Annotated in this window: 22 protein-coding genes; 3 read left to right on the plus strand and 19 right to left on the minus strand. The window is 50.0% G+C overall.

Annotation, left to right across the window (positions count from 1 at the left end; genetic code table 11):
- Positions 1-179 precede the first annotated feature (179 nt).
- The 7 genes from EL645_RS20330 to EL645_RS20360 all read right to left on the minus strand — a co-directional run bounded on the left by EL645_RS20330 (position 180) and on the right by EL645_RS20360 (position 7,442).
- Positions 180-2,108 (minus strand): ABC transporter ATP-binding protein, encoded by a 1,929-nt coding sequence (locus EL645_RS20330; protein ID WP_126552198.1) that lies wholly within the window; start codon positions 2,106-2,108, stop codon positions 180-182.
- Positions 2,105-3,835 (minus strand): ABC transporter ATP-binding protein, encoded by a 1,731-nt coding sequence (locus EL645_RS20335; protein WP_126552199.1) that lies wholly within the window; start codon positions 3,833-3,835, stop codon positions 2,105-2,107. Before EL645_RS20335 ends, EL645_RS20330 begins: the two co-directional genes overlap by 4 nt.
- Complete coding sequence (locus EL645_RS20340) at positions 3,832-4,320, minus strand: MarR family winged helix-turn-helix transcriptional regulator (RefSeq protein ID WP_126552200.1); 489 nt, start codon at positions 4,318-4,320, stop codon at positions 3,832-3,834. Before EL645_RS20340 ends, EL645_RS20335 begins: the two co-directional genes overlap by 4 nt.
- Before the next feature lie 399 nt (positions 4,321-4,719).
- A complete protein-coding gene (locus tag EL645_RS20345; protein WP_126552201.1) occupies positions 4,720-5,136 on the minus strand; it encodes a nitroreductase family deazaflavin-dependent oxidoreductase in 417 nt (138 codons plus the stop codon).
- Between the two features lie 221 nt (positions 5,137-5,357).
- The gene (locus EL645_RS20350; RefSeq protein WP_161977528.1) at positions 5,358-6,392 is read right to left on the minus strand and encodes a universal stress protein; all 1,035 of its coding nucleotides are present in this window, start codon (positions 6,390-6,392) and stop codon (positions 5,358-5,360) included.
- A gap of 151 nt (positions 6,393-6,543) precedes the next feature.
- On the minus strand, positions 6,544-6,774 hold the full coding sequence (locus EL645_RS45585; protein WP_126554296.1) for an Hsp20/alpha crystallin family protein: 231 nt from the start codon (positions 6,772-6,774) through the stop codon (positions 6,544-6,546).
- A 305-nt stretch (positions 6,775-7,079) separates the two neighbouring features.
- The gene (locus EL645_RS20360) at positions 7,080-7,442 is read right to left on the minus strand and encodes a TraR/DksA family transcriptional regulator (RefSeq protein WP_126552203.1); all 363 of its coding nucleotides are present in this window, start codon (positions 7,440-7,442) and stop codon (positions 7,080-7,082) included.
- A 471-nt stretch (positions 7,443-7,913) separates the two neighbouring features.
- Here EL645_RS20360 and EL645_RS20365 point away from each other — a divergent pair, with 471 nt between their 5' ends.
- Positions 7,914-9,047, plus strand: coding sequence for a site-2 protease family protein (locus tag EL645_RS20365; protein WP_126552204.1), 1,134 nt, complete (start codon positions 7,914-7,916; stop codon positions 9,045-9,047).
- A 153-nt stretch (positions 9,048-9,200) separates the two neighbouring features.
- Here EL645_RS20365 and EL645_RS20370 read toward each other — a convergent pair whose 3' ends face one another.
- The 12 genes from EL645_RS20370 to EL645_RS20420 form a co-directional block, all read right to left on the minus strand.
- Entirely contained in the window at positions 9,201-9,680 is a 480-nt protein-coding gene (locus tag EL645_RS20370; protein ID WP_126552205.1) for an aminoacyl-tRNA deacylase, read from the minus strand.
- Between the two features lie 23 nt (positions 9,681-9,703).
- Complete coding sequence (locus tag EL645_RS20375; protein WP_126552206.1) at positions 9,704-9,940, minus strand: hypothetical protein; 237 nt, start codon at positions 9,938-9,940, stop codon at positions 9,704-9,706.
- 226 nt (positions 9,941-10,166) lie between these two features.
- Positions 10,167-11,111, minus strand: coding sequence for a universal stress protein (locus tag EL645_RS20380; protein WP_126552207.1), 945 nt, complete (start codon positions 11,109-11,111; stop codon positions 10,167-10,169).
- 176 nt (positions 11,112-11,287) lie between these two features.
- Positions 11,288-12,328 carry a universal stress protein gene (locus EL645_RS20385; RefSeq protein ID WP_126552208.1) on the minus strand — a complete coding sequence of 347 codons (1,041 nt, stop codon included), beginning with the start codon at positions 12,326-12,328 and terminating at the stop codon, positions 11,288-11,290.
- A 37-nt stretch (positions 12,329-12,365) separates the two neighbouring features.
- A complete protein-coding gene (locus EL645_RS20390; protein WP_126552209.1) occupies positions 12,366-13,367 on the minus strand; it encodes a bifunctional aminoglycoside phosphotransferase/ATP-binding protein in 1,002 nt (333 codons plus the stop codon).
- Positions 13,298-14,173: a hypothetical protein gene (locus EL645_RS20395; RefSeq protein ID WP_126552210.1), complete on the minus strand. Its 876-nt coding sequence runs from the start codon at positions 14,171-14,173 to the stop codon at positions 13,298-13,300. The genes EL645_RS20390 and EL645_RS20395 overlap by 70 nt, the downstream gene beginning before the upstream one ends.
- Positions 14,174-14,239: 66 nt before the next feature.
- Positions 14,240-15,244, minus strand: a complete 1,005-nt coding sequence (locus EL645_RS20400) for a universal stress protein (protein WP_126552211.1) — start codon at positions 15,242-15,244, stop codon at positions 14,240-14,242.
- Between the two features lie 160 nt (positions 15,245-15,404).
- A complete protein-coding gene (locus EL645_RS20405; RefSeq protein WP_307720581.1) occupies positions 15,405-17,054 on the minus strand; it encodes a heavy metal translocating P-type ATPase in 1,650 nt (549 codons plus the stop codon).
- A complete protein-coding gene (locus tag EL645_RS42815; RefSeq protein WP_246035418.1) occupies positions 16,943-17,437 on the minus strand; it encodes a hypothetical protein in 495 nt (164 codons plus the stop codon). Before EL645_RS42815 ends, EL645_RS20405 begins: the two co-directional genes overlap by 112 nt.
- Before the next feature lie 151 nt (positions 17,438-17,588).
- Positions 17,589-18,572 (minus strand): universal stress protein, encoded by a 984-nt coding sequence (locus EL645_RS20410; RefSeq protein WP_126552213.1) that lies wholly within the window; start codon positions 18,570-18,572, stop codon positions 17,589-17,591.
- Positions 18,573-18,622: 50 nt separating this feature from the next.
- On the minus strand, positions 18,623-19,603 hold the full coding sequence (locus EL645_RS20415; protein ID WP_126552214.1) for a universal stress protein: 981 nt from the start codon (positions 19,601-19,603) through the stop codon (positions 18,623-18,625).
- Positions 19,604-19,702: 99 nt separating this feature from the next.
- Positions 19,703-20,080, minus strand: coding sequence for a hypothetical protein (locus tag EL645_RS20420; protein WP_126552215.1), 378 nt, complete (start codon positions 20,078-20,080; stop codon positions 19,703-19,705).
- Positions 20,081-20,439: 359 nt separating this feature from the next.
- On the opposite strand from EL645_RS20420, the gene mgtA reads away from it, so the two are divergent.
- On the plus strand, positions 20,440-23,013 hold the full coding sequence (gene mgtA, locus EL645_RS20425; protein WP_126552216.1) for a magnesium-translocating P-type ATPase: 2,574 nt from the start codon (positions 20,440-20,442) through the stop codon (positions 23,011-23,013).
- A 155-nt stretch (positions 23,014-23,168) separates the two neighbouring features.
- Positions 23,169-23,864, plus strand: a complete 696-nt coding sequence (locus tag EL645_RS20430; RefSeq protein ID WP_126552217.1) for a VIT1/CCC1 transporter family protein — start codon at positions 23,169-23,171, stop codon at positions 23,862-23,864.
- Positions 23,865-23,872 lie beyond the last annotated feature (8 nt).

Raw genomic sequence — 23,872 nt, forward strand, 5'->3', positions numbered from 1 at the left:
CGTGTTTGATTTGCATACGTTTTCGCACCTTCGGTGCTCAAAATTGTTTTATAGTGTGGTGTATAAAATGCGCACAGAGCATTTTATACACCACACTATAAAAACTGCTCGGGCGCGCCAGCGCACGTCCGCACTGGAGCGATGTGATTCCCATACCTATGGGAATCACACACATTTAGCTATTTAAATTGCGGCCTTGGAAGCTTCCTGTTCCTGGGCCACAGTATCCGGTGTGCCCCGGTAAACTGGCTATTGTACAGATCGGCATAGAAGCCATGCCGTGCCAGCAGTTCCTCATGGGTACCTTGCTCGATGATACTACCATGGTTCATTACCAGGATCAGATCGGCATCCCGAATGGTTGAGAGCCGGTGAGCGATCACAAAGCTGGTGCGGCCATGCATCAGTTCGCTCATGGCTTTCTGGATGTAGATCTCGGTTCTGGTATCGACGCTACTGGTTGCCTCATCCAGGATCAGAATGGAAGGATTGGCCAGGATCGCGCGGGCGATGGTCAGCAATTGTTTCTGACCCTGCGAGATATTGGTCGCCTCTTCGTTCAGGACGGTGTTGTAGCTGTCAGGTAGCGTACGGATAAAGTGGTCCGCGTGCGCGGCTTTAGCCGCCTGAATGATTTCCTCTTCTGTTGCACCTTCACGACCATAGGCGATATTCTCACGAATGGTGCCGTTGAAGAGCCAGGTATCCTGTAGCACCATACCAAACATGCTGCGCAGATTGCCACGCTTCAGATCAGTAATATCTACGCCATCGACCAGGATATGGCCACCATTGAGCTCATAGAAGCGCATCAGCAGATTGACCAGTGTAGTCTTGCCGGCACCCGTCGGGCCCACAATGGCGATGGTCTGTCCCGGTTTGACATCGATGTTCATGTCTTCAATCAAAGGCACATCGGCTTTGTAGCCGAATTGAACGTGATTGAAGGCCACAGCACCCTGTGGCGCCTCGATAACTTTGGCCTCGACCGCCTCGGGTATCTCTTCTTGCTCATCCAGCAACTCAAAGACACGCTCGGCAGAAGCGATGGTTGACTGAATGATATTGGCGATATTGGCCAGTTGCGTGATCGGCATTGTAAACTGGCGTGAATATTGAATAAAGGCCTGGATATCGCCAAGCTGGATCGCCTTCTGGGTGACCAGGATACCGCCGATGACACAGACAAACACATATCCCAGATTACCGATGAACATCATCAGTGGCATGATGGTACCGGAGATAAATTGTGCTCGCCAGCCGGATTCATAGAGCTTATCATTTAAGTTATCGAATTCATCTATGGCACGCCGCTCAAAGCCGAAGGCCTTCACAATTTTATGACCAGTATACATTTCTTCGACATGGCCATTCAGATTGCCCAATGCTCGTTGCTGACCAACAAAGTGTTTCTGCGAGCGTTTGGCGACGCCGATGGTTACAACCAGGCTGAGTGGGATCGTGATCAACGATACCAGCGTTAACAGCGGGCTGATGGTCAGCATCATAACGATAACACCGATAATAGTTACCAGCGAAGTAATCAGCTGTGTCAGGCTCTGCTGCAAGGTACTGCTGATATTATCCATATCATTGACGGCCCGGCTCAGGATCTCTCCATGGGTGCGGGAGTCAAAGAATTTCAGCGGGAGGCGTGAGAGCTTCTCCTCGACCTGTTTGCGCAGATCGTATACGGTCCGCTGGGCCACGCTGGCCATAATATACTGCTGGATATAGCTGAAGACCGAGCTGATAATGTACAGGATGGCCAGGAATATCAGAATTTGCTCGATGGCGGCGAAATCTACACCCCCTCCTGGTACCCCTCGATACTTTGCGATCAGACCATCGAACAACTTGGTCGTTGCCTGACCCAGAATTTTGGGGCTGAGGATGTTGAAAATCGTACTGATAATGGCAGCAATAAAGACGGCCGCCAGCAGAAATTTATGTGGCATCAAATAGGCTGTTAGCCTTTTGAGCGTCCCTTTAAAATCTTTAGCCTTTTCAACCGGCATGCCTATGCCCATACCAGGTCGGCCGCCGGGGCCCATGCCCATGCCTCCCTGGGGTTGTTGAGGCCTTCTTGCTCCGCGTGCTTCGCTCATGATGCGATCTCCTCCATCGAAAGCTGCGAGGATACGATTTCTCGATATACCGTGCTGGTTTTCATAAGTTCGCGATGATTGCCGATGCCGACGACTCTTCCCTCATCCAATACGACAATGCGATCGGCGTCCATCACAGTGCTCACACGCTGAGCTACAATGAACACGGTTGAGGTCCGGGTCTCATTTTTGAGTGCTGCCCGCAATTTGGCGTCTGTCTTGAAGTCGAGGGCTGAGAAACTATCATCAAAGACGTAGATCTCAGGTTTCCTCACCAGGGCGCGTGCGATTGAAAGACGCTGTTTCTGTCCACCAGAAACATTGTTGCCGCCCTGTGCGATGATAGAGTTAAAGCCATCTTTCATCTCAGAGATAAATTCAGTGGCCTGTGCTATGCGCGCGGCATACTCTACCTCTTCAAACGAGGCCGTTTCTTTGCCATAGCGAATGTTTTCTTCGATCGTGCCTGAGAAGAGTACCGCTTTCTGTGGCACAAAGCCAATCTTTGAGCGTAGATGTTCCTGCGTCAATTCACGTAGATCTACGCCGTCGATCAAGATGGCACCATCATCGATATCGTAGAAGCGTGGCAGCAAGCCCACCAGGGTAGATTTACCTGCGCCAGTTCCACCGATGATCGCGGTCACTTCGCCCGGATTAGCCTTAAATGAGATATTGGAGAGTGCAGGCTGTTCGGCACCGGGATAACTGAAGGTGACATTGCGGAATTCGACATAGCCGCGCTGATCCTCCGCCAACTGAGGGTTGGAGGTATCCACAATTTCTGGATTGATCTCCAGCACTTCATTGATGCGCTCCGCTGAAGCCGAGGCACGTGGCAGCATCACAAACATCATCGAGACCATGATCAGCGAGAACATAATCTGCATAGCATATTGCAGGAACGCGATCAATGAGCCTACCTGCATATCCCCGTTGTTGATGCGGATACTACCGAACCAGAAGATAGCAATCGAGGTAAAGTTTAAGAGCAGCATCATCATTGGCATCAAGGCCGCAATGGTGCGGTTGACTTTAATGGCGGTGTCGGTGAGATCCAGATTTGCACGATCAAAGCGCTCTTCCTCAAGATTGATGCGATCAAATGAGCGAATGACACGCACACCGGTCAGGCCTTCATCCAGCACTAGATTGAGCTTGTCGATCTTGCCCTGCATGATCTTGAAGAGCGGGATCGCTCGACCCGTGATGATCAGGATGGTGAGGATAATAATTGGAATAGAGGCCACAAACACCCAGGAGAGTTGCACATCCTGTGACAATGCCATAATAATGCCGCCGATACACATCATTGGCGCACTGATCATCATGCGCAACATGATAATCAAGACCTGTTGAACCTGGGTTGTATCATTGGTTGTGCGTGTAATCAACGAGGCCGTACCAACTTTATCAAACTCATGCAGCGAAAATTGCTCCACGCGATTGAATATCCTGGCACGCACAATACGGCCAAAGCCAATCGCAGTCTTGGCCGAAAAGTAACTGGCCACGACTGTACATAGTGCGCCACCAACCGCGATCAGCAGCATGAAACCGCCCACACGTATGATGTAATTCGTATCTCCCTTTACGATACCTGTATCCACAATATCCGCCATCAATGTTGGCAGATAGAGGTCGGAAAGGGATTGCAAAAGGACAAGGACCAGGATTATCGCCACATACCATCGATATGGCCTTAAAAATCTAAATAACTTGATCATGCTTCCTCGTCTCCGCGCCGGTATGCCTGCAGCATACTGGCTTCTCTTTCGTTGAAGTATGTATATACCTTCGTTAAAAGCTCTGCAAGCTGGTTGCTCTGTTCTTCTCCTAAATAATCGATTAAACCATTAAAAGAAGTGAAAAGAGCTTCAATCGCTTTGTCGGCTATCTGCTCACCTTTTTTTGTGAGCGCAATGCCTACCGCTCGTCTATCTAAGTGGTCGATTTTTCTTTCAATCAACCCATCTGCTTCCAGACCCTTAAGCAACTGGGTTACACCTGGAGATGTTACATGCAGTAGCCTGCTGATCTCAGATACCTTCATCTCATGAGACGTCAGTTTCATATGTCTTTTAATACAGAGCAGCACTTTTATTTCGCTAGGTTTGCATCCTTCAATGGATCTCTCATGCCATTCAGCCTTATCAAATTGCATAAAAGACCGTAGCAGCCTTTGCGCCTTTGCTTCATCCTGTATAAACATTTGCTCACCTCCTTTATATAGGTTAGCAAATAATTTTGTCGATAATTAATTTGGTAACCTAATTATATCTGACCTCTTATTGTTCTGTCAATCATCTTTTTCTATCTTTGTGGCTAGTGTCGTTATCTATAGAGGACCCACAAAAAAATATTTATGACCACTTATGACATGTTTTTTTAATACACATTTCGAGGCACATTCTCATTTATATTAATCATCGGTAATTACTTAATAAATGCCATGTGTGAGTTTTTGATTTGAAAGCTTGTATTTATAAACATCTATGCAAAGTTTGAGGCATATGGTGGAGTGGACGCAGCCGCCCCACCATATGCCTCAAACGAGAAATGCCATATCTGGTATGTATTTAAGGATGTTCCGCGAATATCGAGAGGGAAATTATCCCAGGCGCTCCAGAATAACTACGGGGATTTTGCGGGTGGTTTTTTGCTGGTATTCGGCGAAGTTTGGTGCCAGCGCAGCCTGGGTATTGTACAGGCGGTCGCGCTCCTCAGCGCCAGCGACGGTGGCTTTCACTTTGATGGTCTCTGCACCAACTTCAACGGTAGCTTCTGGATTAGCAAGCAGGTTGTGGTACCAATCGGGATTGGTCGGGGCACCTGCTTTGGATGCAAAAATAACCATGCGATCACCATCAGGCAGGTAGACCAGAGGAGTTGTGCGAGGCTGACCACTTTTTGCACCAGTGCTTGTCAGCAGCAATAAGTTGGCGTTAGCAAATGGGCCACCGACTTTGCCATTGTTGGCGCGAAATTCGCTGATGATTTGACTATTCCAGTCATTTGTATTTGCCATAAAATCTCCTTATTAAACAGTACCGCTCCAGCGATACAGATGGGCAACATATATGATTGGGGTTACCCATGTTTATTTTTATTGATAGTAGCATTGAAGCCATTTATGATAACGTCAGCGATATGTCTGATATTCCTGTTTAGACATGAAAACGCCAGGTTCCTCTCAAAAAGAGGAACCTGGCGCTCGATGAAAGGGAGGCTTGTCACTGAGCAGGCTGTTTAGCCTGCTTTGGGTGGATGGATGACAAGCAAAGGAAGTTTGCTATGGTGGAAGATGCGGTCTGCCACACTACCCACGGCCCAGCGGGCGATGCCGCTTCTCCCGTGGGTTGCGAGTGCGAGTAAATTATAAGGGAGTGGTGTATGCTGTACGGGCGTTTCACCTTCCACCTCGCGTATAATAGTTTGCGCGATATCTCTCCCCAGGCTGACCGACCACGTCACATTGACGCCTAGCTGTGTCGCGGTATCCTTATTCAAGCGCTCGCTAATCTCTTTCAGGTAGTTACTGGCCTCATCATAAAGAAATTGTTGCAGGTTGAGTTTGTGGATCTTCAGAAATGCCTCGACTCGATCTGCTTCCAGCGTTTTAACTATGCGCAACAGGTGCACTTCTCTATGCCGGGGTTCCGCGCAGGCAGCTGCGAGGTACAAAGCCGGTGCAAGGATGGTCTCTGCCAACGCAGAGCCATCGAGGGCGACGCAGATTTTGAGGTCCCGGGCTGCCGTACCAAAAGGCAAAGGATAGTTATCGCGTTGTATTAACACGGGGGTAGGGCTATCGTGCACCATTTTTTGTGCCACACTACCCAGCATCCATTGCTTATAGCCTGTGTAACCATGACTCGTCATAACCACCAGGTCAATTGGTTGTCTTTTGATAAGTTCAAGCAGTGTCGTCGCGACATCGCCGGAATGGATCTCAATAGATGTCTCTAGCTGTTCCAGGGCTTTGTCACTAAGTACCCGTTGCAGATATTGCTGTGCTTCCTTCTCTTGAATTTCCCGGATCTCATTTGTCAATGTGGCCGCTTGAATCGTAGAGGCTCCAATCGTTTCGAAGATATCGACGATTCTCGTCAGCACGATGGTGCTATTATACGTTCGGGCAATGTGTGCTGCGAGTGGTAAGACTTGTTCGGCACGAGGTGATCCATCCAGCGGAACCAGAATACGTCTAAACATGGGAATCCTCGCTTTCGGAATATTGCTATGGCCATCCTGCCAGAAGTAGTTGTATGCTACTCGTGACATATTGCTATCATCCTGCAGAAAGTAGTTGTACTGCGTACCTGTTACTTTTCTACCCTGACGACTGGAAAAAATATGAGCCTTTTCCAGTCGTTTGTATGTCTGGTTGCTGTGAACAATGAACATCTGCTTTAGTGTGCTGCGGCGGCCTCTTTTACCTTGATTGGTATCTGTTTTGCTTTAGCTTCTTCTTTCTTGGAACCCGTAGGGTAAGTACTCCATTTTCGTAGGTGGCCTCGATTTTATTGGCATCAATATGTGTGGGAAGCATAACTATGCGATCCATTTCGCTGCTGTAACGTTCGTGCGTTATATAGTTGTCCCTCTCTTTATGCTCTTTTTCCTCCTTCTTACTTGCCTGAATGCGAATCGTATTGCCCTCGATGGATCACGTGGCGCTATTGACATATCAGAGTTCCTTTTTTGTTCTCGATGACCGAGGAAACAATCGATTATCTTACTTATCAATGAGATTGCAATACGAGGCGGTTTGTTCACTTGTAGTTGTGGATTAGAAACTCGGTTGAGTTGGCAAAGAAATACGAAGCTGACACTACTTCTTCTTTCTACTTCTTTACCTGTATCCAGTTATAGATTCTGGATATTTCAAAAGTGTCTCAGGAAGTACATTTGGATCACAGATAAATCACAAATGGCCTTCCCGAACTGCTGGTTCAGCTTTGTCTTCGCCTATAGCGTGACCTTATGATGTTGGAATTTTTCACTCTCTTGCTGATCTTTTACGCATAGTTCAGCCCAGGGTAGCGCCTCCAGGCGTCTGGCAGGAATAGGCTGCCCACAGACGCGGCAGTAGCCATAGGTTCCTTCATCGATGCGTTTTAGCGCGTTCTTGATGTCACGGACCAATTTCATCTCTTCAGTGAGCATGGCTTCCTCGAGTTCTGTATCTGAAGCACGGGTCGCCGATTCTTCGAGATCTTCTTCGGCGAGCTCTGTTTTTTCTTTGATGCGCAGTTCCTCCAGGCGTTTCTGTAGAGCTGCCAATTTGTTCTCCAGAAACATACGTCTGGCATTTATGTCGGTCAACAGCATACCTTTTCCTCCAAAATCACCTCAATGTGGACAGTGGCTTAAACTATATTGGGGTGTGAAGTACTGGTGAGTACAACAAAAAATAACTGCATCGAAATAGTAAGATGCGTTGTTGTTTCTTACATATAGCGTCAGGTTGGCACAAATTCATCACCAGGCGACCTGTATTTATCTCAAATGCATCACAAAGTTTTGCTTGTGTACCTTCAACGGCTAGTGACATTTCCCGCTACATTCAAGCAGGCGGCTGTTGCTATGGCTCTTTTCGTTCTACCAACTATGGATATTCAGTGGCTTCTGTGATCTCTCTGAGATGATGACTGCTTGTTTGAGAAAGAAATGAGAGAGACAACGGCTATCATTTAATGATGAAGTATGTCAGGTAAAAGTGCAGGGCTAAGATAGACCTGGAAAGCTTTTTGCAAGGATGCGGTGAAGTGCAAGCTCTTATCAATAGAAGGGAGCGCCATTATGCCAGGTTCTTTACGTATCGGGAAAATCTGGGGCATAGATATCGCTTTTCATGTGAGTTGGCTGATTATTGCGGTGCTTCTGAGTTGGACGCTGGAGACAGGATGGTTCTCTGTAAACTATCCTGGCTGGTCTGTTGGGGCCTATTGGAGTGTTAGCATACTGGCGACCCTGCTGCTTTTCCTCTCGGTCTTCTTGCATGAACTGGCACATGCCCTGGTGGCACGTGCGCGTGGTTTACACGTGAAAAGTATTACCCTGTTTATCTTTGGCGGTGTCTCTAATATCGAACAGGAACCTCCCGCACCAGATATCGAGTTCCAGATGGCACTGGTCGGACCTCTGACGAGCCTGGCACTGGGCGGCCTCTGTGGACTGCTCCTGCTTGTCATTGGCAGCAAAACCTCTCCGGTGGGTGCTATTCTTGGCTACCTGGCGCTGACTAATATCTTTCTGGGGATCTTTAACCTTGTTCCGGGTTTCCCATTGGATGGAGGCCGGGTGTTGCACTCCATCATCTGGAAATTGCGTGGCAATGTACATGTCGCTACCCGTATCGCTACCCGGGTAGGACAATTTTTCGCGTACTTGTTTATCTTCTTTGGCCTGATGTCTTTCTTCAGGGGTGCTTACCTGAATGGTTTATGGATCGGTTTTATTGGCTGGTTCTTGCTGATGGGCGCGGTCTCAGCGAATAACCAGAGCATGCTGGAGACGATGTTCAAGGGAGTGCATGTGGACGATGTAATGAATCGCGGTCCTGCTACTGTGCCGGCCAACATTTCATTGCAAAAACTAGTGGATGATTTTTTGTTACCCCATGGTTGGCGTAGTGCTTTTGTGATGCAGGTAGACGAACTGGTCGGCTTGATCACCCTTAGCGATATCCGCCATATCCCACGTGCACAATGGGCCCAGACCCCTGTAGGTTTTGTTATGATACCACTGGCCCGCTTGCATACAGTTACCGCAGAACAAAGTCTCAATGATGTATTACCCCTGATGGTTGGTCAGGACCTGAACCAGTTACCAGTGGTTCAGGAGGGGCATCTGCTGGGATCTATCAATCGTGAGGATATCATGCGCTTCGTTGAGATCAAGCGTAGCCTGGGCCTCGATCAAGTGAATGCCTAGCCTGTTTTTTAATCGTAATATTATTATGCATTGCCGTGCTCGGTGATCTGCACGTGCTTAACATGAATAAAACCGGAATGATATATGATTATCATTCCGGTTTTATTCATGTTAAGCACGTGCAGATATGAATTCCTGAGCGGAAACATGCTTTTACAGATCTACTTGCGACCTGGCGAATACGGCGACGTGTGGATGTACGAGCTGTTCAAAATCAGTATATTTAATGCTCATGGTGTCTGTGTATGTTCCGACCGCGAAGGTGATCATATCTTCTGCGGCCAGACTTTTATCTACATAGACCGAGATGCCATACAGGTTCCCGAAGGGAGGCATGGTTCCTACTTCGCAGTCGGGAAATGTCAGCTCGAACTCGTCTTCATGGGCCAGGCTAACCTCTTTGGCACCCATGATGGCTCGTACTTTATCCAGATCGACATAATATGCTGCTGGTAAGACAAAGCACATCATCTGTCCATCTATCTGCATGACAACCGTTTTGGCCATTTTCTTGCCGGGTATATGCTCGCTCTCGGCAATTGTCAATGCGCTGAATGTGCGTGTATGATGTTGTTCCTTAAATGGCACCTGGTGTTCATGGAGATATGTTTCCATTTTTTCTTTGCACTGCATCGCTCAATCTCCTCTTAGTGAAGCTATCTAGCGGGTACCTTTATCCCAATGCGCTCCCTCAATAGCTCCTTGGCTTGCGCGGCCCGTTTGCATTCCTCTAGTTGCGCTTCGTGGAAAAATTGTGCGAGTTGTTGATCACCAGACTTTTCCGCATCCCTACGAAAGTTATCGTATTTCCAGGCTCCTTCCAGCATGTGATAGAGGACGCTGATTAGATCATAGTATTCATTACAGGTGGATGTAACCTCTTCTGGCTTCATGATGACTTTCTCCTTCGGGATGCTCGAAAGCTTCCCCTTTGTTCTGGCTCTCCGGTTTGTCTACTAATAGCGTTCATCGTTAGAAACATAGCTCGCCTGTCTCTCACTGATATCTCTGGATGCGTGTGTATGTCTCAAAATCATCACAAAAGAATAGAAGGGATCTATCGGTGCTGGCAAAATTTGCTAGCTGGTGTTGGCAAGTATCCTCTCTCAATCAGCATTCCTACTCATCTGATGCTGGCCTGGTGATAAGCAAAGAGATACATGCTTTTGATAGGATGCGTTCGGTTATGCTACCTGTGATCCAGCGCTGCAGCCCACTTCTCCCATGCGTGGTCAACGCGATCATCTGGCAGCAGCTATGTCCATCCTGTTTTTCTCCCCATTCAGCTATTTTGATCAGTTTAGAGGCAACGTCCAGATCATGGGTCAGTACGGTTGTAATCTCCAGGTTGCTATGCTTGAGCTCACCTGTCTGTAGTCGTTGTTTGACTGCCTGTAAATAGGCCTGGGCCGGTGGCGTCTCTTTCTCGAGTGCTCTGGCTACACTATCTTCCTGCCCATACTCAAATGAGGATGGTAGGTGAATGACATAGGTCAATTGGAGGACGCCTCTGGCTGGAGCTGAGAGTGCCATGCTCAAGTCGGCGGCCAGGGCGATCGATGTCTCTGCTCGCTCTGAGCCGTCCAGAGCAACCAGGATGCGCACGGGGGAGGGGATCTGAGTTTGTAATTGCTGTTGGAGTTGATCGTGCTCATTGAGCACAAGTACCGGCGCGGGACAGTAACGAGAAATCTTTTGAGCGACACTGCCCAGTGTCCAACGTTTCAAACCGGTCCGCCCATGGCTGCACATGACAACCAGGTCGATGTGATTATTGTCGACCGCTAGCAGAATCTGTTCCGCCGCTATACCGATGCAAGCCTGTATCGTTACCTCTATGCCTGCTAGCTCTGGACCACGCGCAATATTTTGCAGGTACCTATTCTCCATATCCAACAGCAAACGTTCGTTTGGAAGGGTGGACAGGCCCATTTTATCGATCGGATCGATCGCTTCCAACAATAATAGCGAGCTCTGATTTGCGCGTGCAATGCGCGCCGCTACGTGCAGCGCCTGTTCTCCCCTCATTGACCCGTCCAGCGGAACCAGGATATGCTTAAACATGGCTTTTCTCTCTTGAGTTTTTTAGTTTGCTTTTCTGTTTTATGTTGATAGGGCAGCAACCTGAGCCTGTGTCTGGGCTGCCCTTCAACTGGTACATAACTGCCTGTCTTTTCTACTCCGGCAAGATGAGTCTGACAGGCCCCTATGCTTGAGGTGTATATGCTAAAGAAGATAGTTTATAAGATCGGCACATCAATCTTTTGACCGCTGCTGGTTTTTTCTGGTGTGGGTTCTTTTGGTCTTGAGGCATGAACGACCAGCAAGGGTTTTTGGGCCGCGTCAATCACCTCTTCGGTGAAACTACCCAGTAATAGATGCTGAAAACCATGCCGTCCATGCGTGCTCATAGCGATAATGTCACAGCCTGTAAATCCAGGTGCGTCGCCGATGCATGAGCTTTCTTCTAGAATACGCCTGGTGATGTCTTGCACATCTGTATAGGTCACAACTGAAGTTGTAATCTTCAGCTTGAGTGGCGCTAACTCTCCTGTGAGCATGCGTTGTTTTATGTTCTGGAGGTAAGCCTCGGCCTCTTCGCGCTGCTCCTTGTTGAACTGCTCTTGCTGTTCTTTTGTTTGGTGTTCATGAAGCTGCAGGCGCTCAATGATACGTGTCAGATGGATCGCGCCATTGCCAGGATATGCCAGGGAGGCGCTAAGCTGCGCTGCTGGTTTGATGGCTTCCTCTGCTAATGCGGAGCCATCCAGGGTGACCAGGACGCGTGGAGAATGCAAAAAGGTCATCGGCTGATTTTGTGGTTTGCTGATTACCAGTACCGGGATCGGACAGTTGCGTACCAACTGTTGGGCTGTACTCCCCATGATCCAGCGCGTGAGGCCCGTTTCTCCATGACTGCGCATGACAATCAGATCTACCCCTTGCTGTAGCGCATAATCAACGATCGTGGTGGGCGCGCCTCCCAGCAGAACATCTGTTTGTACTTTGAGGGTGTCGAGATGCTCATAGGCGGTAACGTGTTCCAGGTAGTCCCGGGCCCGTGTAAAGGCTGCTTCTTTCATTGGCTCTGTGAGATCCATCGGTGTAACCGGGTAGAGTGGCACACAGCTCGATGGTGGAACGACACGGAGGAGCAGTAGCTCTGCTTTGTTAGCACGAACAATATTGGCTGCCAGTAAGATTGCCTCCTCAGCCAGTGGTGACCCATCCAGCGGGACAAGAACTTTTTTAAAGCGAGGACTATTCTGCTGCGAATTCATGTTTTTCTCCTCTTCTACAAACAGCTAAGGCTCTATACTACATATTTGGTGGTAATTGCGCAGCATTACCGCTGTAATCTGTTTTAAATGTGTAGTTCACGCCCTCTGGCGTCTTTGCCAGTATGGGCTGTAATTTACGCTGTAGGGCGCTCATAGCGGCATGCGCGGTGGTCGTGGTGGGTAAAACAATATGCTTGATTGAGGGTTCCTGCCTGGCATCGAATGCTTCCCACTGAGCCATCTGGGTATCGTAGAGCTCAGGGCGGCCATCGGAGGTATTAAGTGCACCGGGCGCTAACGCTGCTGGTTCGCCTGCGATGCGGGCCTGCCAGCGTTGCGCCAGCCGCTGTAGTGTGAGCTCGCGTGGACAGATACATTCAATAAAGATGATGCGGGCACCGTGCTGTAGCGCCTCCTGGGCGATCTTTTGTCGATCAGTGCGGCGCGAGAAGGTACCATCCAGGATGACCGAGTAGCCCTGGCGTAGATAGGCCTGGGCCCGCTCGTTCAGGGCTGCATATGTCTGCCTGGTCCAGGCTGGATTGTAGATGCCGGCACCAAATTGCTCGGCCTGTGGTTGAGCTGGATGCAGATGGGCCAGCTGCTTACGAATGTTATCGGTTGAGAGTAAGCGGCAGGCATGTTCTTCCTGGATCTCGTGCGCGATAGAGCTTTTTCCGCTACCCATGACGCCGCCTACCATGATCAAGAGTGGTCGGGATGAACATTTGGTATAGCCGAGCGCTAATTTGAATAGCTCGCTCGCTTCCAGATTGGCCTTTGCACCCTGGACCGGGTTGACCTCTGGATCATCCAGTAGAAACGAGTTGACCTTGCCACGTACGCAAGCGCGGTAGCAGCTATAGAATGGGAGAAGCCTGGTAAGTGAGGAATCGCCGGTCTCGGTTATATATTGTGTCAGGAAGGTATAGGCCAGATCGGGCCGTTGGGCGAGATCCAATTCCATGCCTAGAAATGCCACTTCACTGGCGACATCACCATAGCGGATGCGCTCATTGAACTCGATGCGGTCAAGCAATATGATGCGCTGCCCCCATCTTCAGGCAATACATAGATGTGCTGGAGCCGCAGGTCGCCATGGCAATCTCGAATGTGGTCATGCAAAAAACGCTGCCTTAACAACTCTTTGTCATGTTTAAGGAATTGATAGACATAGTGTTGCAGGGCTGTATAGGTTTTGCGTGAGATGGTACGCCCGATATATGGGCGCATCTGCCGAAAATTTTCGTCCCAGTTCTCACGAATTACGTTTATACTGCCAGCTTTTGAAATGGAATCATTAGCTGCTGTACTGGTGTGGAACTGCGCGACCACGTGTGCGACCTTGATCATTAATTCTGGGGTAACCTTGCCTGCCTCCAGCAAAGCATGGAGCGTGGCACTTTCGGGTAAGCGGCGCATGACAACTGCATAATCAATGACCCTCCCGGTCCCATTGATGCGACCAGGTGCCGGTTCACTGGCGGGGGGATAGGTTTTTCCAAAGGATACCGTGTCATCTAACGCCTGAATGACCGGAGCCACACCCAGGTAGATACCGGCTGCCAGCGGAGCGTTTAAGCGTACCTCCAACTGGCAGAAATGCTGGCGTAGCCCAATTGTCGAGTAGTCAAAAAAGCCGAAGTTGCGCGGTTTTTTTAGCTTATAGACATAGTCAGGTGTAATAATAACCGCCGAGGCATGCGTCTGGATTAGATATGGATCTTCAGCATTTTCGTAAGCAAAAGGAAAAGCCTGCCGCCTGAGCAGTGCTTGAAGTATACGCGCGAATACATGTTCTGTATCGTACTCGCTATTCTTGTGGGCGGAGGAGTGGGTCGGCATAAGCTTTTCCTTTCATTTGTACGCACTTATTTGTGCCCGCTGGCGTTGTTCTCCTTTCGCCGGGACTCAGCCTGGTTGTGCTTGATTAGCGCCTGTATGCACGATGAGTACGGGTTGTTTTGTTGTATCCAGCACACGCTCGGTGATGCTGCCGAGGGCCCAGCGTTCTAGTCCACTACGACCGTGGGTGGCCAGTGCCAGCATGTCGATGTGATCCGTCGCCTGGAGCTTCCCTCCCCAGCCTTCCGCATTTTTCGCCACCTCAACCAGCGTTCCTGCTACATCTTCATGCACCAGTACAGAGGTCGTGACCTGTAGATTGCGATAGGCCAGATTGCTGCTCAAGATGTGCTTTTTAACTTCTTCCAGGTAAAGATGTGTGTCGGCGATGATGCGTTTTCTGGCTTCCTCGATGGCCTGATGGGTAACGGAATGTTTATGTTTTTCTGGAAATGGTAGTACCTGGACCAGGTGGAGAATGGCCGCTTCAGGGACAGCCAGGGCGACACCCAGTTGTATTGTGGGCTCCAGTACCGCTTCTGAAACTACGGAGCCATCCAGTGCGACCAGGATCTGTAGGGATTGTGGTTTCGTTGCATAGATGTGGGTATGGCTCTCATCTTCCTCGTGTAGTACAAAGGTTGGAATAGAACTGCTGCGCGTTAGCTTGTGTGCCACGCCGCCCAGCGCCCAGCGCTTCAGGCCAGTATAGCCATGACTGCACAGGATAATCAGGTCAGCTTTTTCTGTCTTAGCGATCTCAAGGATGGCGTGTGCAATGTCGGTCGAGACCGTTGACTGTATTTCAACCTCGATGCCGGCCAGAAGCTCGGATATCGCGATCTGGTGTAGATAGCTGCGGGCCAGCTCAACCTCCGCATCAGCAATCTGTCGATCTAGCTCCTCAAGGGTAACCAGTACTCGTGGATAGCGGTTATATTCAATCGTTGGATAAGCAATGCGTACCAGGATGAGAGAGGCCCCTGTGGATCTGGCTACGCGAGCCGCGATGGGTAGAGCGAGCCTGGCACGTTCTGAACCATCCAGCGGGACTAGAATTTTTTGAAACATCGCATTTCTCCTTATTCCGAACGAAGGAAGAGCTGTTTTCTTACGGGTTTTTATCGTTATTTACTTCTATAGAAGAAACAGTAAAGCGTAGATGTCTCGAACATGTCACTGTGATCTGGCTAACCTCTCAAAATTATCACAATGACCTTTGAAGTGGCTTTTAGCGGTCTTTTTTGATGTGAATAGTGCTTACACGTAGCGCGTTGAAGATAACCAGCACATCGATCCCTTCCTGCAGGATGGCTCCCGCTGCTGGCGGAATATAACCCAAGGCTGCGAAGATCATTGCCAGGCCACTCAAGCCCATCCCGATCCAGATGCCTTGCCTGGCGATGCGCATAACCCGGCGACCCAGGAAGACCGCTGTATCTACACCCAGTATGCTGGTTGAGAGCAAGACGGTATCGGCGGCATTGGCCGCGGCCGTCAGACCCTGGGTTCCCAGCGCCATTCCTACTGTTGCTGTTGCTAAGGCCGGAGCATCATTGATGCCATCGCCGACCATCAACACTTTATGTCCCCTGGCCTCTAATTCTTGCACTACGCGCACTTTATCTTCGGGTAAGCAGCGAGCGATGATGCGGTCTATATTGGCCAGTTGCCCGATCTGTTGGGCCACCATTTCACTATCACCAGTGAGTAAGATGGTTTGTTTAATGCCTTCATGTTTAAGTTTGGGGCAGAGTTGCCTGATTTCTGGACGTGGCACATCTTCCATAATGATGATTGCCTCAATCGTTCCGTTGAGCGCTACGAAGCTGCAAATCTGGCCCAGGGCACGCCTGCGTTCTCTCTCTTCTAAGAAATATGTGGGCAGAGGAATATCCAGCATGCGCATAAAGGTGCGGTTGCCAACGGCGATTGCTGTACACCTCTTTGGGTCTGATTGGGAATGCGGCTCCTCTGGTTGGCTGGTGGTAATGGTGGCGCAAACACCTTTTCCAAACGTTTCTTCAAAGCCGTTGGCGGTATAGAGGGTGACATGTCTTTCCTGGCCTGCGTTAACGATGGCGGTGGCCAGGATATGGGTCGAGAGCTGTTCAACCGAGGCCGCATAGCGCAGGATCTCATCTTCAGTGTACAGACTGTTCCGTTGGCCTTCAGTGGCAAGCAAGATGGAGGTGACCTTTGGCATGCCCAGCGTCAGCGTCCCGGTCTTATCGAAAACGGCGATATCTACTTCTCCCAGTTGTTCAATGGCTGAACCACTTTTGACGATGATACCATGGCGGGCGGCGATATTGATGCCAGACATAATCGCGATCGGGGTTGCCAGGATCAGTGGACATGGAGTGGCAACCACCAGGACGGCCAGGGCGTATACCAGATTGCCAGACATAAGCCATGCCGCAGTGGCGAGCACGAGGGTGAGGAGCGTAAAGACGATGCTGTAGCGGTCCGCCAGGCGGTGAATCGGTGCTTTCTGTTCCTGGGCCTCGGCCACCAGCCGCACGATCTGGGCGTATTTACTCTCTGAGCTGGGCTTGCTGGCACGGACCTCCAGAATACCATCCAGGTTGACGCTGCCAGACAAGAGCCCCATGCCAGCTATTTTTCGTACCGGCATCGGCTCACCCGTTAGATCGGCCTGGCTGACATTTGATGAGCCCTGTACTATAACACCATCTACCGGTACCAGTTCTCCCGGCTTAATCACGACAACCATGCCAGGCTGTACCGTTTCCACCGGTATATCTACTAGTTGTTTCCCTTGCCAGATATGGGTGGTGCGTGGGGCCCGTTCGGCCAGCGCTGAGAGTGAGCTGCGTGCGCGCCGTAGCGCATAGGCTTCCAGTGCCTCACCCCTGATAACATTAAGACCACGATTGCTCCCGCCAGATATTCATGAAGCAAGAGTGAACCAATGATGGCTATGACCGCAATCACATCGATGCTGAATTCCCTGTGCCAGAGCCTCTTGATGGTTTCCCAAAGCAAAGGAATACCGCCCCATACGATAATCGCCAGCAGGACCCAGTTAGCAAGCTCACTGCGTCGGCCCAGCCAGAGCAGCGCGCTGACAAGTAGTAAGGATAGTGCGACTGCCGGAATTGGATAGCGTTTTATCATTGACCAGCATTGTCTATACCAGGCTGGCTGCGTTGTCTTTTCGAATTGTGGGGGCGCTGCTGGTGGAAGCGGTTGATTCTGGATGGTTTGTACCTGGGTTTGTTCTATTCTGTTATTCGCCATACACTCACCTATGCAACCCAACCAGTCGCTTCCCCGTTCATAGAACAGGTTCCTGACTGGTTGGATTGGCTTCTGGCTGGTTGAGCTATATGTATGTTCAATCAGCCGTACTTATCATCTGTGTTTCTCTTCAAGAAAGAGAAAATGTTGTTTACACGGGCCGGGGCTGGGTCGTCACCTCTTGCTGTGGTGGTCGCACGATGAGCAGCGGTAGCCTGGTTCGATTAAGTACCCGTTCTGCGATGCTCCCAAAGATCCAGCGATCCATTTTATTGCGTCCATGGGTGGTCATCGCTAATAACTGGCAGGAGGGGTCCGGGCCGGAGTTGCCTCTCTCTGCGTACTGGATTATCTCCATGGCAATATCTGCTCCGCTTCTCAGGCTGCCAATGATCTTGAGCCCTTCATAGGATTTTATTGCTGGCTCGAAGCGTTTAACGACCTCTTGTAGATAGGCCTGTGCGTGCTGATGCACGAGTTCTTGCAGATCGAACTGATAGATCTCTCTGAAGGCGTCTTCATCAGATTGGTTCAGCGGTTCGATGATACGGAGCAGGTGTATCTCTGCCCGCTGTGCCGGGGCACAGGCTGCCGCGATTGCGATTGCTGGCTCGATGACAGCCTCCGCCTGTGGTGAGCCGTCAAGCGCAATACAGATCCTGAATGTGGGCTGTCCCTCGCCGTCAACTCCGAATGGGAGTGGATGTTCATCGCGTTGGATCAATACCGGCACCGGGCAAGCGCGTGCGATCTTTTGGGCCACACTACCCAGTACCCAATGTTTCAGACCTGTATAGCCATGACTGCATAGTACCACCAGGTCAATGTCTTGCTGTGAAATTGCTCGCAAGATTGCTGCTGAGGCATCCCCAACATAAACTTTTGTCATGGTCGGAATTGGCTCCAATAATGCTGATTTTTTTACACTATCCAGGTATTTTTGCGCCCCCTCTTGTTCAAGGTTCTGGATACGTTCCATCATTCCTATGGTTTGCATGCTATAAATACTCATGATCTCGACGCTGCGGAGCAAAAGCAGACTACTGTGATCGTATTGCGCGATATGCGTGGCCAGCGTTAATGCTTGTTCTGACCTTGGCGAGCCATCCAGTGGAACCAGTATGTGTTTAAACATGGTATAGCTTCTCCTTTGAAGGGGTCCAATATGGAATTGCTTGTTAGCGACTATTGGGCTTCGCTGATTGCTACCTCCGGTTCATACTGGTGGGCTTCTGGTCGTTTACTTATTGCCGGGGGACGTATGATCAGTAGCGGCAACTTTGTGCCAGCACGTACGCGCTCGGTGGTGCTGCCTAGCGCCCAGAGTGGATGGCTTGTGAGACCATGGGTTGACATGGCGATCATATCGCAGCCTCCAAATATGCCGCTATTTCCAGCATCCTCACCATTCTCAGACACGCGAATAATTGAGTCGGCGGCATCTCTACTGACCGCGATCGACCAGGTAACAGGAATTTGTTGCTGCTCAATGAAGGGCGCAACTTCGCCTTGCTTGATCCTGGTTGCTATGGTCTGAAGATAGAGCCTGGCTGCGGATAGGATGTCTACACTGTCGATGACACGTACGAGATGGATCGTGCTGTATGCAGGCGTGCCCAGCGCATAAATGAATTCGGCCGCAGGTTCAAGTGCCGCGAGGGCATGCTCTGAGCCATCCAGGGGCACAAGTACGCGTAACGGTTGGGTTGGATCTGGATGGGGGCCGATGGGTAGCGCACTCTGGTCGCGCAATAACAAGATCGGCATCTCGGCATACCTGGTTACTTTTTCTGCCACGCTCCCCATTGTCCAACGCGATAGGCCAGTGTAGCCATGAGAATTGAGAATAACAATGTCTGCTCCCTGTCGTTCCGCGGTTACAAGAATGGTGGACGCTTCATTCCCCTCGGGCACTCGGATCTCGGTCTGTATGTTCTGAAATTCAGCTTTTTTTGTCAGTTTGACCAGGTACTGTTCAGCCTCGAATCTGGCATGGGCCGGCAGGTCCTGGGTAAAGCCAGATTGGGTGCTTGAAAACCAGCTTGGATTAACCACCCGTAGCAAGATAATTGTTCCGTTGTAGGTGCGTGCCAGTCGTAGCGCGATCGGAATTGCGCGCTCAGCATGATGTGAGCCGTCGAGTGGAAGAAGGATGCGCTTAAACATTATTATGCTCCTCTGCTTATCAATGCCGTCTGAGGCAGGCGATTGTATACTGAGATTTTTCTATCCAGATGCGAGCTACTCTACATATTTTCTACCTGGCTAGAGTTGACAGATAGGAGGACCATCGCTCGCAGTGATTGGTTCTTCAGGTTGGATTGGTTTATGTTTAAGCCAGCGCACACCATCTGCGACATGGGGTGGAATCTTTCCATGGCAATGGATAGTGCAGAGCGGTACTATCTCTGAGATGGCAGGCAGATAAATGGAGCATTCGTCATAATCGATGACCATGATTGCTTCCGCCTGTAGCAACTGTGGGGCGGTCAATAGGAGTAGCTCCACCAGTTCGAGTGCTCGCCAGCCTGTTAATGGTATCTCTTTTGACGCGATAATACCCTTGTTGATATCCACAATATGGTTGGGATAGCGGTTATCCAGCGCATATAAGCAGATTTGTAGATTATCGTGTAGGTGCATAAATGGCCCCTCCTGTATCTGAATACATGTCATGCATATCAAAACTAAACCAGCTCAACATCGCAGTTTCTACAAGGATGTACCGAAATCTCTATGTTTACCATAGCGCAACGATGTCTCAAAGTGCTCACATGCTCGGCCCTTGTCTCTCATTGAGATCACAATTTATGCTGTGTACTTGATGCATTTTCTTTCGTTTGTAAATGCATAAATTCAAAATATCTGATTATATTATTTGATGCTCTGCTTTGTGACTGTTTTGTGATAACTTGCTCTGAGGGTGAGATCGCACAGTGATATGCCAGACTTATTCTTTTCATACCGGCACAAGTAATTGATTTAGAGAGGTGTAAGGGCATATGAAATCACTCTTGCAGGCACCTACCACGGATGAGACCAACGAGCAGTCTTCTGACGGATTGTTGCGTTTGTCCATACCACAAATATTTGTTCGTTTAGAGACTGATAAGGATGGTTTGAGTAGCAAGGAGGCCGCTGAGAGGTTGCGCCTGTATGGCCCAAATGAGCCAGTTGTAGCTGGTAAGAATGCCCTCGCCATTCAATTTTTGCGCCTCTTTCTTAACCCTCTGGTCTTGATCCTTTTGTGCGCCAGTGTGATCTCAATTGTGCTGGGGGACCGCATCGATGCGATTATTATCATTGTCATTGTCTTGCTCAGCAATATTTTGAATTTTACCCAGACGTTTCGTTCACAGCGCATCGTGGAGAATCTGCGCGCCGAAGTGGCTCCTACGGCTACTGTGCTGCGCGATGGACGCTGGCAGGAGATCAGGCGCCATGTGCTGGTACCCGGCGATATCATTCAATTACATGCTGGCGACCTGGTGCCAGCGGATGCGCGCCTGATCGAGGCTAAGGATCTGCACGTACAACAGGCCGCCCTTACCGGTGAGTCGTTGCCGGTTGAGAAACAGGTTGATGGCGATGCTGCGCCGACCGCCAATCTGGTCGAGATCCCTGGTGGTATCTTCCTGGGCACATCGATTGTGAGTGGTAGCGGGCAGGCGATTATTGTCGCGACCGGACCTCGCACTACCTTTGGTGATATCGCGGCCCATCTGGTGCAGCGCCCGCCTGAGACAGAGTTTGAACGAGGAATCCGCCGCTTTGGGTTCCTGATTATGCAAACCGTCTTCTTCCTGGTGATCTTTATCGTACTGGTTGGTTTTATTGGTAAGCATCCACCTTTTGAAACCTTGCTCTTCGCCATTGCCCTGGCCGTTGGTTTGACGCCTGAATTCCTGCCTATGATTACCACTGTAACCCTGGGTCAGGGTGCGATGCGCATGGCGAAGCATAAGGTGATAGTCAAACACCTGGAAGCCATCCAGAATTTTGGCAGTATCGATGTACTGTGCAGCGATAAAACAGGTACCATTACTAGCGGCCAGACCCACCTGGAGTCCGCATTAGGACTTGACCAGCAGCCCTCACCGCAGGTGTTTTTACTGGGATATTTGAATAGCTCCTGTGAAACCGGTTTTAAGAGTCCACTGGATGAAGCTATTCTGAGCGAACCTGCCCCGGATATTCAGGCGTATCACAAACTGGACGAAATCCCCTTTGACTTTGAACGCCGCTGCCTCTCTGTTGTTGTTCAGCATGCAGATCAGGCGCTACTTATTACAAAAGGCGCCCCTGAGAGTGTTCTGGAGCTTTGCGCGGCCTATGAACTCAATGGGGAGCAAATCGTGCTGGATCGTTCTAGCGGACAGGAGTGCGATATAGCCATAAACATGTATCGCCACCTGAGTGAGCAAGGCTATCGAACGCTCGCAGTGGCATATCGCGCGCTCCCTGTGCGATCGCAGTATACGCTGGCTGATGAGCAACAGTTGACACTGCTGGGTTTCTTGATCTTTGCCGATCCAGTAAAGGATGATGTGGCGCAGGTACTCCTGGACCTCAAGCGTGATGGTGTGCAGGTGAAAATTCTCTCCGGGGATAATGAATTGGTAACTCAGCATGTGTGTGAGCAGGTAGGGTTGGAGAGCCCTCGTATCGTTCTGGGGCAGGAACTAGAGCATATGACAGATCCTGCGCTGGCTCATGTGGCGGAGGAAGTGAATATCTTTGCGCGTGTCTCGCCTGCCCAGAAGAATAGAATTATCTATGCGCTCAAGCTAAATAAGCATGTCGTGGGCTATATGGGTGATGGTATTAATGATGCCCCGTCGTTGCATACTGCCGATGTTGGCATTTCAGTTGCCTCGGCGGTTGATATTGCCAGGGATGCCGCCTCTATTATCTTGCTTGAACAAAGTTTGCAGGTTTTGCATCAAGGCATATTGGAGGGGCGCAAAGCCTTTGGCAACGTGATTAAATATCTCTTGATGGGGACCAGCTCTAACTTTGGCAATATGTTCAGTATGGCCGGCGCCTATGTCTTCTTGCCCTTTTTGCCCATGCTAGCAACCCAGATCTTGCTGAATAATTTCCTCTATGATTGCGCCCAGATTACTATCCCGACCGATAATGTCGATGATAGTTATGTCAAGAAGCCACAGCATTGGGATATCGGGCTGATCCGCAATTTTATGATTTTTATTGGCCCTATCAGCTCAATTTTTGACTTCCTGACCTTCTTTTTGATGCTGCAGGTTTTCCATGCCAGTGCCGTGCTCTTCCATACTGGCTGGTTCGTTGAGTCGCTGGCGACCCAGACCTTAGTGCTCTTTGTCATCCGTACCGCAGGCAATCCATTCCGCAGTCGGCCAAGTATCCCACTGCTCACCACGACTATCCTGATTGTCCTGATTGGCCTGGTTCTCCCTTTTACCCCTCTGGCAGGGCCGCTGGGTTTTACACCGCTCCCACCGCTTTACTTTTTCTTCCTGTGGGTTATGGTGGCCATCTATCTGTTCATGGTACAACTTGTCAAAGTACAACTGATGAAGAGACTTGCCCATTAGCTCGGTTCTGTTACAAGAGGATATCAGGACTATGCTGGCTACCAGCCGTCTGTTAGTTAAATATTGAGCCGTCATCGTGTCCTGTTGCGTCTCTATATAAGACGCTGGCTAGCTTTTATCGCCAGCCGAACTTTTGAAAAGGGAGTTGTGAAGTTATGCCCCAAACGCCGCATGTGGAAAAGCATTTTACCTCGGGTGAACTGGTGCGCGATATCGTGATCGGCATGTCTGATGGGCTTACAGTCCCGTTTGCGCTGGCCGCTGGCCTTTCGGGTGCTGTTAGCTCTACCAATATCGTGGTAACCGCCGGACTGGCAGAGATTGCCGCTGGCTCGATTGCAATGGGGCTGGGCGGGTATCTGGCCGCTAGAAGTGACGCGGAACATTATGCCAGCGAGCGTCAGCGCGAACAATTGGAGGTCAAGGAAAAAACTGATGCCGAGAAGGCTGAGGTTAGCGACATCTTCCAACAATATGGCCTGACCGCTGAACAGAGTGAGCCAGTGGTTGAGGCACTGAGTAAGCGGCCAGACGCCTGGATAGATTTTATGATGCGCTTCGAGCTTGGCCTGGAGGAGCCTGATCCTAAGCGTGCGTTCAGTAGCGCCATTACTATCGCGCTCTCTTATATTGTTGGTGGCCTGATACCTTTGAGCCCGTATATCTTGCTACCTGTCGCCAGAACAGCTCTGCTTGTCTCGGTCATCGTGACCTTGCTGGCACTGCTGATTTTTGGATATGTCAAAGGACACTTTACCGGCACCAATCCTGTGCGCAGTGGTATACAGACCGCGCTAATTGGAGGGCTGGCGGCGGCTGTAGCCTTCTTTATCGCGCGTATGATTTCTTAAGCACGCCA

Origin of the sequence: Dictyobacter kobayashii (assembly GCF_003967555.1) — a bacterium.
GTDB lineage: Bacteria > Chloroflexota > Ktedonobacteria > Ktedonobacterales > Ktedonobacteraceae > Dictyobacter > Dictyobacter kobayashii.

Coding starts and splice junctions, on each gene's coding strand:
- EL645_RS20430 (WP_126552217.1), top strand. CDS start 23,169: ATGCCCCAAACGCCGCATGTGGAAAAGCATTTTACCTCGGGTGAACTG.
- EL645_RS20380 (WP_126552207.1), bottom strand. CDS start 11,111: ATGTTTAAGCATATCCTGGTTCCGCTGGACGGGTCAATGAGGGGAGAA.
- EL645_RS20410 (WP_126552213.1), bottom strand. CDS start 18,572: ATGTTTAAACACATACTGGTTCCACTGGATGGCTCGCCAAGGTCAGAA.
- EL645_RS20350 (WP_161977528.1), bottom strand. CDS start 6,392: ATGTCACGAGTAGCATACAACTACTTCTGGCAGGATGGCCATAGCAAT.
- EL645_RS20335 (WP_126552199.1), bottom strand. CDS start 3,835: ATGATCAAGTTATTTAGATTTTTAAGGCCATATCGATGGTATGTGGCG.
- EL645_RS20395 (WP_126552210.1), bottom strand. CDS start 14,173: ATGCCGACCCACTCCTCCGCCCACAAGAATAGCGAGTACGATACAGAA.
- EL645_RS20330 (WP_126552198.1), bottom strand. CDS start 2,108: ATGAGCGAAGCACGCGGAGCAAGAAGGCCTCAACAACCCCAGGGAGGC.
- EL645_RS20340 (WP_126552200.1), bottom strand. CDS start 4,320: ATGTTTATACAGGATGAAGCAAAGGCGCAAAGGCTGCTACGGTCTTTT.
- EL645_RS20400 (WP_126552211.1), bottom strand. CDS start 15,244: ATGTTTCAAAAAATTCTAGTCCCGCTGGATGGTTCAGAACGTGCCAGG.
- mgtA (WP_126552216.1), top strand. CDS start 20,440: ATGAAATCACTCTTGCAGGCACCTACCACGGATGAGACCAACGAGCAG.
- EL645_RS20415 (WP_126552214.1), bottom strand. CDS start 19,603: ATGTTTAAGCGCATCCTTCTTCCACTCGACGGCTCACATCATGCTGAG.
- EL645_RS20365 (WP_126552204.1), top strand. CDS start 7,914: ATGCCAGGTTCTTTACGTATCGGGAAAATCTGGGGCATAGATATCGCT.
- EL645_RS20375 (WP_126552206.1), bottom strand. CDS start 9,940: ATGAAGCCAGAAGAGGTTACATCCACCTGTAATGAATACTATGATCTA.
- EL645_RS20385 (WP_126552208.1), bottom strand. CDS start 12,328: ATGAATTCGCAGCAGAATAGTCCTCGCTTTAAAAAAGTTCTTGTCCCG.
- EL645_RS20345 (WP_126552201.1), bottom strand. CDS start 5,136: ATGGCAAATACAAATGACTGGAATAGTCAAATCATCAGCGAATTTCGC.
- EL645_RS20360 (WP_126552203.1), bottom strand. CDS start 7,442: ATGCTGTTGACCGACATAAATGCCAGACGTATGTTTCTGGAGAACAAA.
- EL645_RS20370 (WP_126552205.1), bottom strand. CDS start 9,680: ATGCAGTGCAAAGAAAAAATGGAAACATATCTCCATGAACACCAGGTG.
- EL645_RS20420 (WP_126552215.1), bottom strand. CDS start 20,080: ATGCACCTACACGATAATCTACAAATCTGCTTATATGCGCTGGATAAC.
- EL645_RS42815 (WP_246035418.1), bottom strand. CDS start 17,437: ATGGCGAATAACAGAATAGAACAAACCCAGGTACAAACCATCCAGAAT.